Here is a 9,012-nt window from a genome sequence, read left to right as displayed (position 1 = left end):
GGATAGCCCTGTTCACGGTAGAAACGGAAACTCTCCCGCGCGGCCTGACGAATAGCCGGGTCTTCCACCACCACTTCCGCCACGCGGGCAAATGCCTTGGCAAAGGGCGGTACTTTCAGGTCCAGGTTGACCAGCAGGTCATGGTGATCGCCGCAGCTGTCGCCCAAACCCAGGACAACCAGGCCTTCAGGTTCCGACTCGGCGGGGCCGTGGGGCACGAAGCTTTCGCCCTTGAAGCGCCACAGGCGGGCGTCCAGTTCGTCGCGCTGGGCGGCATCGCTGCAATGCAGGTAGATGCGGTGGCCCATGCGCCAGGCTTTTTCGGTGAGTTTGCAGGCAAAGTCCAGGCGCGCGAGCGGGTCGGCGCTGGGCAATATATAGAAGTCGACTTGGGTCATTGCGGTTCCTGAGACCGAGGCGACGCAAAGGTCGCCTCGGAATCTTCAGTTTCAGGCCTTGGCGCGATCCAGCAGGTACTGGGTCAGCAAGGGAACCGGACGGCCAGTGGCGCCCTTGTCCTTGCCGCCGCTGGTCCAGGCCGTGCCGGCGATGTCCAGGTGCGCCCAGTTGAAGTTCTTGGCGAAGCGCGACAGGAAGCAGGCCGCCGTGATGGTGCCGGCTTTCGGGCCGCCGATGTTGGCGATGTCGGCGAACGGGCTGTCCAGCTGTTCCTGGTACTCATCGAACAGCGGCAGTTGCCAGGCGCGGTCGTCGGCGGCCTTGCCGGCGCTGAGCAGTTGCTCGATCAGTTCGTCGTTGTTGCCCAGCAAGCCCGAGGTGTGGGAACCCAGGGCGACGATGCAGGCACCGGTCAGGGTGGCGATGTCGATCACGGCCTGCGGTTTGAAGCGCTCGGCGTAGGTGAGGGCATCGCACAGCACCAGGCGGCCTTCGGCGTCGGTGTTGAGGATTTCGACGGTCTGGCCGCTCATGGTGGTGACGATGTCGCCCGGACGGGACGCGCCGCCGCTTGGCATGTTCTCGGCGCAGGCCAGGATGCACACCAGGTTGATCGGCAGCTTGAGTTCCAGCACGGCACGCAGGGTGCCGAATACGCTGGCAGCGCCGCCCATGTCGTACTTCATCTCATCCATGCCGGCGCCCGGCTTGAGGCTGATGCCACCGGTGTCGAAGGTGATGCCTTTACCCACTAGGGCGTAAGGTTTCTCGGACTTCTTGCCGCCGTTGTATTGCATCACGATCAGGCGTGGTGGCTGGTCGCTGCCTTGGCCCACGGCATAGAACGAGCCCATGCCCAGTTCCTTGATCTTCTTCTCGTCGAGCACTTCGACTTTCAGGCTCTTGAACTCTTTGCCCAGTGCCTTGGCCTGCTCGCCGAGGAAAGTCGGGTGGCAGATGTTCGGCGGCAGGTTACCCAGGTCACGGGTGAACGACATGCCATTGGCGATGGCCTGGGCGTGGGACACCGCGCGCTCGACTTCAGCCTGGGCGGCCTTGATGGTCAGCAGGGTGATTTTCTTCAGGGCGCGGGGTTCGGCTTTCTGGCTCTTGAACTGGTCGAAAATGTAGCCGCCGTCGACCAGGGTTTCGGCCAGCAGGCGGGTCTTGCCGTAACTGTCACGACCTTTGACGACGATTTCATCGAGGGCCAGTGCCGCGTCGCTGCCGCCCAGGCCCTTGAGGGTGGTGAGGATGCCACTCACGATCTTGCGGAATGGGCGGTCGCCCAGCTCGGCATCCTTACCCACGCCGACCAGCAAGACGCGCTCGGCCTTGAGGTTGGGCAGGCTTTGCAGCAACAGGCTCTGGCCGACCTTGCCGGCCAGGTCGCCGCGCTTGAGCACGGCGCTGATGGCGCCACCGCTCAATTCGTCCAATTGCTTGGCGGCGACGCCGAGTTTGCGGCCTTCGCCGACAGCGACCACGAGGGTGGCGGTTTTCAACGTTTCGGGGCTAACGCTTTTTACAACCAATTCCATTTTCGGGTCCCTTATCAAGGTCTGTGAGCCTGAGGTTTGTACGCAGGCTTTAAAGCCTGGCGGCTTTGTAAACCGCCAGCGGCAAAGGCCGCAGTTTGAACCTCGCCGACGGAACCTGACAACCCTTGCCACGCGCTTTGTGCACGCGCATGAGTAAGCTCCGTGACAGGCGCGGTCAATCACAGGATAATGCGCCATCTTTTTAGCCGGCCCGTGCAAACGGATCGACTCGTTATGCTTGCTTGTTTGGCCGCCTTAGCCTGACAACCCTGGAGTGTCTGGTTTGATTGTCTTCCGTTATCTGTCCCGCGAAGTCCTGTTGACCCTGAGTGCCGTGAGTGCGGTATTGCTGGTCATCACCATGAGTGGTCGTTTCGTCAAATTCCTGGCCCAGGCTGCTTCGGGGGCTTTGGACCCTGGCTCGTTGTTCCTGATCATGGGCTTCCGCCTGCCGGGCTTCCTGCAGTTGATCCTGCCGCTTGGCCTGTTTCTGGGCATTCTGCTGGCCTATGGCCGGTTGTACCTCGAAAGTGAAATGACCGTGCTCTCGGCCACCGGCATGAGCCAGCAGCGCCTGTTGGCCATGACCATGGTGCCCGCCGCCGGCGTTGCCCTGGTGGTGGCGTGGTTGAGCATGAGCCTGGCGCCCCAGGGGGCCATGCAGTTCCAGCTGTTGCTGAACAAACAGGATGCAATGACCGAGTTTGACACCCTGGAGCCCGGGCGCTTCCAGGCGCTCAACGACGGCACGCGGGTGACCTACACCGAAACCATGACCGATGACCGCTCCAATCTCGGTGGTGTGTTCATTTCCCAGAAGAACCTCGGCGAAAACCAGAAAGACCGTGGTATTTCGATCTTGGTGGCCGACAGCGGGCGCCAGGAAGTCCGCCCCGATGGCAGCCGTTACCTGATCCTGGAGAATGGCTATCGTTATGACGGCAGCCCTGGCCTCGCGGAATATCGGGCAATCAAGTACGACACTTATGGTGTGATGCTGGCCAAGCCTGAAATCAGTGAGGAAGTGACCGACCGCGATGCCTTGCCAACGTCGGCGCTGTGGGGCAGCCAGGAACTGCGTTCCATTGCCGAGTTGCAATGGCGGGTTTCCTTGCCGTTGCTGGTGTTCATCGTGACGTTGATGGCCGTGCCGCTGTCCCGGGTCAACCCGCGCCAGGGCCGTTTCCTCAAACTATTGCCGGCGATCCTGCTGTATATGGCCTACTTGACCATCCTGATTTCCGCTCGCGGTTCCCTGGAGAAGGGCAAGTTGTCACCGGTCCTCGGCCTGTGGTGGGTGCACGGGATCTTCCTGGCGATCGGCCTGGGGCTGCTCTACTGGGAACCTATCCGTTTGAAAATGAAGAGCCGTCGTGGCCTGAAGGAGTTGGCCCGTGGCTAAGCTTGATCGCTACATCGGTAGCAGCGTACTGATCGCCATCCTGGCGGTATTGGGCATCATCCTTGGCCTGGCCTCGTTGTTTGCCTTTATTGATGAAGTAGGCAACGTCACCGAAACCTATACGGTCACGGATGTGTTGAGCTATGTGGCTCTGACAGCACCTCGCCGTCTCTACGACATGATGCCGATGGCCGCGCTGATCGGTTGCCTGATCGGCCTGGGCAGTCTGGCCAGCAGCAGCGAGCTGACCATCATGCGCGCGGCCGGTGTGTCCATCGGTCGTATTGTCTGGGCGGTGATGAAGCCCATGCTCCTGCTGATGGCCTGCAGCGTGTTGATCGGCGAATACGTGGCGCCACCAGCCGAAGCCACGGCCCAGGCCAACCGCGCCCTGGCCCAGGGGTCCGGCGACGCGCAAAGCGCCAAGCATGGCCTGTGGCACCGCCAGGGTGATGAGTTCATCCACATCAACGCCGTGCAGCCGGACGGCCTGTTGATCGGTGTGACGCGCTATACCTTCGATAAAGAGCGGCACATGTTGACCTCCAGCTTTGCCAAGCGCGCCCAGTACAGTGCCGAGAAGTGGGAATTGAGTGATGTGACCACCACTTATTTCCGTAATGTGGGGCAGGGCACCAAGGCCTATACCGAAGTGATCAATAAGCCGACCGAGGCCTGGGACATCGCCCTGAAGCCTGAACTGCTCAACACTGTAGTGATGATCCCGGAAGCCCTGCCGATCTCCGGTCTGTGGAGCTATATCCACTACCTCAAGGACCAGGGCCTGAATAACGGCCGCTACTGGCTGGCGTTCTGGGTCAAGGTGCTGCAACCGGTGGTGACCGCCGCGCTGGTGCTGATGGCTATCTCGTTCATCTTCGGTCCGCTGCGTTCCGTGACCCTTGGTCAGCGCGTATTCACCGGCGTGCTGGTGGGCTTCACCTTCCGGATTGCCCAGGATCTGCTGGGCCCATCGAGCCTGGTGTTCGGCTTCTCACCGCTGTTTGCGGTGCTGGTGCCGACGACGATCTGCGCCGTGGCCGGGTTCTGGCTGCTGCGTCGAGCTGGTTGATACCGCGCTTATGAACAAAAAATGCCCCGTTCGAGAGATCGGGGCATTTTTGTTCTGGTCAGCAAAGATGACGTCCGGCCCGGGCATCAGGTACAATTCCCGGCTATTTTTCAGCGGGCAATCTGCCTGCAGCCTTTTTGAGTGTTGATCCGTGAGTGATTTGAGTCATATCCGCAATTTCTCCATCATCGCCCACATTGACCATGGCAAGTCGACGCTGGCCGATCGATTCATCCAGATGTGCGGTGGCCTTGCCGAGCGTGAAATGGAAGCCCAGGTCCTGGACTCCATGGACCTCGAACGCGAGCGCGGGATCACCATCAAGGCCCACAGCGTTACTTTGTACTACAAGGCCAAAGACGGTATCACCTACCAGCTGAACTTCATTGACACCCCGGGCCACGTCGACTTCACCTACGAAGTCAGCCGTTCCCTGGCGGCCTGTGAAGGTGCTTTGCTGGTGGTTGACGCAGGGCAGGGCGTTGAAGCGCAGTCGGTTGCCAACTGCTACACCGCGATCGAGCAGGGCCTGGAAGTCATGCCCGTGCTGAACAAGATCGACTTGCCCCAGGCCGAGCCTGAGCGCGTCAAGGAAGAGATCGAGAAGATCATCGGCATCGATGCCACCGACGCCGTCACCTGCAGCGCCAAGACCGGCCTGGGTGTCGACGAGGTGCTCGAGCGCCTGGTACACACCATTCCTGCCCCGACCGGCAACATCGAAGATCCGCTGCAAGCTTTGATCATCGACTCCTGGTTCGACAACTACCTGGGCGTTGTCTCCCTGGTCCGCGTGCGCCACGGCCGCGTGAAGAAGGGCGACAAGATCCTGGTCAAATCCACCGGCAAGATCCACCTGGTGGACAGCGTCGGTGTATTCAACCCCAAGCACACCGCGACCGTTGATCTGAAAGCCGGTGAAGTAGGCTTCATCATCGCCGGTATCAAGGACATCCATGGTGCACCGGTCGGTGACACCCTGACCTTGAGCAGCACGCCGGATGTCGACGTGCTGCCGGGCTTCAAGCGCATCCAGCCGCAGGTGTATGCCGGCCTGTTCCCGGTCAGCTCCGATGACTTCGAAGATTTCCGCGAAGCCCTGCAAAAGCTGACCCTCAACGACTCGTCGTTGCAGTACACCCCGGAAAGTTCCGACGCCCTGGGCTTCGGCTTCCGTTGCGGCTTCCTGGGCATGCTGCACATGGAAATCATCCAGGAGCGCCTCGAGCGCGAATACGACCTGGACCTGATCACCACCGCGCCGACGGTTATTTTTGAGCTGGCGCTGAAAACCGGTGAAACGATTTACGTCGACAACCCGTCCAAGCTCCCGGATCTGTCGGCGATCGAAGACATGCGCGAGCCAATCGTGCGGGCCAATATCCTGGTTCCGCAGGAGCACTTGGGCAACGTCATCACCCTGTGCATCGAGAAACGTGGCGTCCAGCGCGACATGCTGTTCCTCGGTACCCAGGTGCAAGTGACCTACGACATGCCGATGAACGAAGTGGTACTGGACTTCTTCGACCGTCTCAAATCCACCAGTCGCGGCTATGCTTCGCTGGATTACCATTTCGATCGTTACCAATCGGCTAATCTGGTGAAACTGGATGTGCTGATCAACGGCGACAAGGTAGATGCACTGGCGTTGATCGTGCACAAGGACAACGCGCACTACAAAGGTCGCCAGTTGACCGAGAAGATGAAAGAACTGATTCCGCGCCAGATGTTCGACGTTGCGATCCAAGCCGCCATCGGCGGTCAGATCATTGCACGGACCTCCGTCAAGGCTCTCAGAAAGAACGTACTGGCCAAATGCTACGGCGGTGACGTAAGCCGTAAGCGCAAGCTGCTTGAGAAGCAAAAGGCCGGTAAAAAACGCATGAAGCAAGTAGGTAACGTGGAAGTTCCACAAGAAGCCTTCCTTGCGGTGCTCAGGTTGGATAGTTAGGTCCTATGTCACTAAATTTCCCGCTGTTGCTGGTCATCGCCGTTGCCGTTTGCGGTCTCCTGGCGTTGCTCGATCTGGTGTTCTTCGCCCCGCGTCGGCGGGCGGCTATCGCCTCCTATCAGGGCAGCGTCAGCCAGCCCGATGCGGTGGTGGTCGAGAAGCTGAACAAAGAACCTTTGCTGGTTGAATACGGCAAATCGTTCTTCCCGGTTCTGTTCATCGTGCTGGTGTTGCGTTCGTTCCTGGTGGAGCCGTTTCAGATCCCGTCGGGGTCGATGAAGCCTACCTTGGACGTGGGCGACTTCATCCTGGTGAACAAGTTTTCCTACGGGATTCGCCTGCCGGTGATCGACAAGAAAGTCATCCAGGTGGGTGACCCGCAGCGCGGCGATGTGATGGTGTTCCGCTACCCAAGCGACCCGAACGTCAACTACATCAAGCGTGTAGTGGGCCTGCCGGGCGACGTGATTCGCTACACCAGCGACAAGCGTCTGTTCGTCAACGGTGAGTCGGTGGCCGAGAAGCTGATCGGTACCGAGCCGAACACCTTGGGCAGCGCCGAGCTGTACCAGGAAAAACTCGGTACGGTAGAGCACGAAATCCGCAAGGAAATGAGCCGCTACCGTGCAATGCCTGATGGCGAGTGGAAAGTGCCTGCCGGGCACTACTTCATGATGGGCGACAACCGGGACAACTCCAACGACAGCCGCTACTGGGACGACCCCAACATTCCCAAGGACCTGCTGGGCATGGTTCCCGACGAGAACATTGTCGGCAAGGCCTTCGCGGTCTGGATGAGTTGGCCGGAACCCAAGCTCAGCCACCTGCCGAACTTCTCGCGGGTCGGGCTGATCAAGTAATACAGGCGGCGCTGTTCACACAGCGCCGAATGCTTTTCTGGGGTGGGGACAATCTTTGGCCCGACCTCATGCAGCACCAATCAGGATTTGAATTTGAACACTGCGTCAATCGTCGATGGCCGCCGGTGCCACCAACTAGATATGGATAAACCGTGACCGTTTCTCTAAGTCGTCTCGAGCGCCAGCTCGGCTACACCTTCAAGGATCAGGAATTGATGGTCCTTGCCCTCACACACCGCAGCTTTGCAGGGCGTAATAACGAGCGCCTGGAATTCCTCGGTGATGCCATCCTCAATTTCGTTGCCGGTGAGGCGCTGTTCGAGCGTTTCCCGCAAGCCCGTGAAGGCCAGCTGTCGCGCCTGCGTGCACGCCTGGTGAAGGGTGAGACCCTGGCCGTGCTGGCCCGTGGTTTCGGTCTGGGCGAGTACCTGCGCCTGGGTTCCGGTGAATTGAAAAGTGGCGGTTTCCGCCGCGAGTCGATCCTGGCCGATGCCCTTGAGGCGTTGATCGGTGCGATCTACCTCGATGCCGGTATGGAAGCGGCCAAGGAGCGGGTCACGGCCTGGCTGACCTCCGAGATCGAAAGCCTCACGCTGGTCGACACCAACAAAGATCCCAAGACCCGTCTGCAGGAATACCTGCAATCCCGCGGTTGCGAACTGCCACGTTACGAAGTGGTGGATATCCAGGGTGAGCCCCATTGCCGCGTATTCTTCGTGGAATGTGAAATCACCTTACTGAATGAAAAAAGCCGAGGTCAGGGTGTGAGCCGTCGTATTGCCGAACAGGTAGCGGCCGCAGCAGCACTGATTGCCCTGGGCGTGGAGAATGGCCATGACTGATTCAACCGCAACACGCTGTGGCTATGTTGCCATCGTCGGCCGCCCGAACGTGGGCAAGTCCACATTGCTGAACCACATCCTGGGCCAAAAGCTCGCGATCACTTCGCGCAAGCCGCAGACCACCCGTCACAACATGCTGGGCATCAAGACTGAAGGCAACGTGCAAGCGGTCTATGTCGACACCCCGGGCATGCACAAAGGCGGTGAAAAAGCCCTCAACCGCTACATGAACAAGACCGCTTCGGCAGCGTTGAAAGACGTCGACGTGGTGATCTTCGTGGTCGACCGCACCAAGTGGACCGACGAAGACCAGATGGTTCTTGAGCGTGTGCAGTATGTCACCGGCCCGTTGATCGTCGCGCTGAACAAGACCGACCGCATCGAAGACAAAGCCGAACTGATGCCACACCTGAGCTGGTTGCAGGAACAACTGCCGAACGCCCAGATCATTCCGATTTCGGCCCAGCATGGCCACAACCTCGATGCCCTGGAGCGCGTGATCGCCGAGCACCTGCCGGAGAACGAGCACTTCTTCCCGGAAGACCAGATCACCGACCGCAGCAGCCGCTTCCTGGCCGCCGAACTGGTGCGCGAGAAAATCATGCGCCAGATGGGCGCTGAGCTGCCGTACCAGATCACCGTGGAAATCGAAGAGTTCAAGCAGCAGGGCAAGACCCTGCATATTCATGCGCTGATCCTCGTCGAACGTGACGGCCAGAAGAAAATCATCATTGGCGACAAGGGCGAGCGCATCAAGCGCATCGGTACCGAAGCGCGCAAGGACATGGAGTTGCTGTTCGACTCCAAGATCATGCTCAACCTGTGGGTGAAGGTGAAGGGCGGCTGGTCCGATGATGAGCGTGCACTGCGCTCCCTGGGCTACGGCGACCTGTAAGGTCCTGAATACACCGCAGGGCTGAAAATGTGGGAGGGGGCTTGCCCCCG

The 9,012-nt window shown here is 59.8% G+C and carries 8 protein-coding genes; 6 read left to right on the top strand and 2 right to left on the bottom strand.

All coding sequences use genetic code 11. The annotated features are described in order from the left end of the window. Window positions 1-398, bottom strand: a 398-nt coding sequence (locus ACRESD_RS16110) for a DNA polymerase III subunit chi (RefSeq protein WP_431751834.1), incomplete at its 3' end; no start/stop codon positions are given. Between the two features lie 51 nt (window positions 399-449). Next, window positions 450-1,940 carry a leucyl aminopeptidase gene (locus ACRESD_RS16105; protein ID WP_431751833.1) on the bottom strand — a complete coding sequence of 497 codons (1,491 nt, stop codon included), beginning with the start codon at window positions 1,938-1,940 and terminating at the stop codon, window positions 450-452. A 283-nt stretch (window positions 1,941-2,223) separates the two neighbouring features. On the opposite strand from ACRESD_RS16105, the gene lptF reads away from it, so the two are divergent. The 6 genes from lptF to era all read left to right on the top strand — a co-directional run bounded on the left by lptF (window position 2,224) and on the right by era (window position 8,962). Next, window positions 2,224-3,342, top strand: coding sequence for an LPS export ABC transporter permease LptF (gene lptF, locus ACRESD_RS16100; RefSeq protein WP_431751832.1), 1,119 nt, complete (start codon window positions 2,224-2,226; stop codon window positions 3,340-3,342). Next, complete coding sequence (lptG, locus tag ACRESD_RS16095; protein ID WP_431751831.1) at window positions 3,335-4,414, top strand: LPS export ABC transporter permease LptG; 1,080 nt, start codon at window positions 3,335-3,337, stop codon at window positions 4,412-4,414. The genes lptF and lptG overlap by 8 nt, the downstream gene beginning before the upstream one ends. 151 nt (window positions 4,415-4,565) lie before the next feature. Further along, window positions 4,566-6,365, top strand: a complete 1,800-nt coding sequence (gene lepA / locus ACRESD_RS16090; protein ID WP_431751830.1) for a translation elongation factor 4 — start codon at window positions 4,566-4,568, stop codon at window positions 6,363-6,365. A gap of 5 nt (window positions 6,366-6,370) precedes the next feature. Then, window positions 6,371-7,225: a signal peptidase I gene (gene lepB / locus ACRESD_RS16085; RefSeq protein WP_431751829.1), complete on the top strand. Its 855-nt coding sequence runs from the start codon at window positions 6,371-6,373 to the stop codon at window positions 7,223-7,225. 152 nt (window positions 7,226-7,377) lie between these two features. Further along, entirely contained in the window at window positions 7,378-8,067 is a 690-nt protein-coding gene (rnc, locus tag ACRESD_RS16080; RefSeq protein ID WP_431751828.1) for a ribonuclease III, read from the top strand. Continuing rightward, complete coding sequence (gene era / locus ACRESD_RS16075; protein ID WP_016978271.1) at window positions 8,060-8,962, top strand: GTPase Era; 903 nt, start codon at window positions 8,060-8,062, stop codon at window positions 8,960-8,962. The genes rnc and era overlap by 8 nt, the downstream gene beginning before the upstream one ends. Window positions 8,963-9,012 lie beyond the last annotated feature (50 nt).

The organism is Pseudomonas sp. (genome assembly GCF_050739995.1).
Taxonomy (GTDB): Bacteria; Pseudomonadota; Gammaproteobacteria; order Pseudomonadales; family Pseudomonadaceae; genus Aquipseudomonas.
The sequence above is the reverse complement of the archived record's forward strand: the minus strand, read 5'-3'. Positions and strand labels throughout refer to the sequence as shown.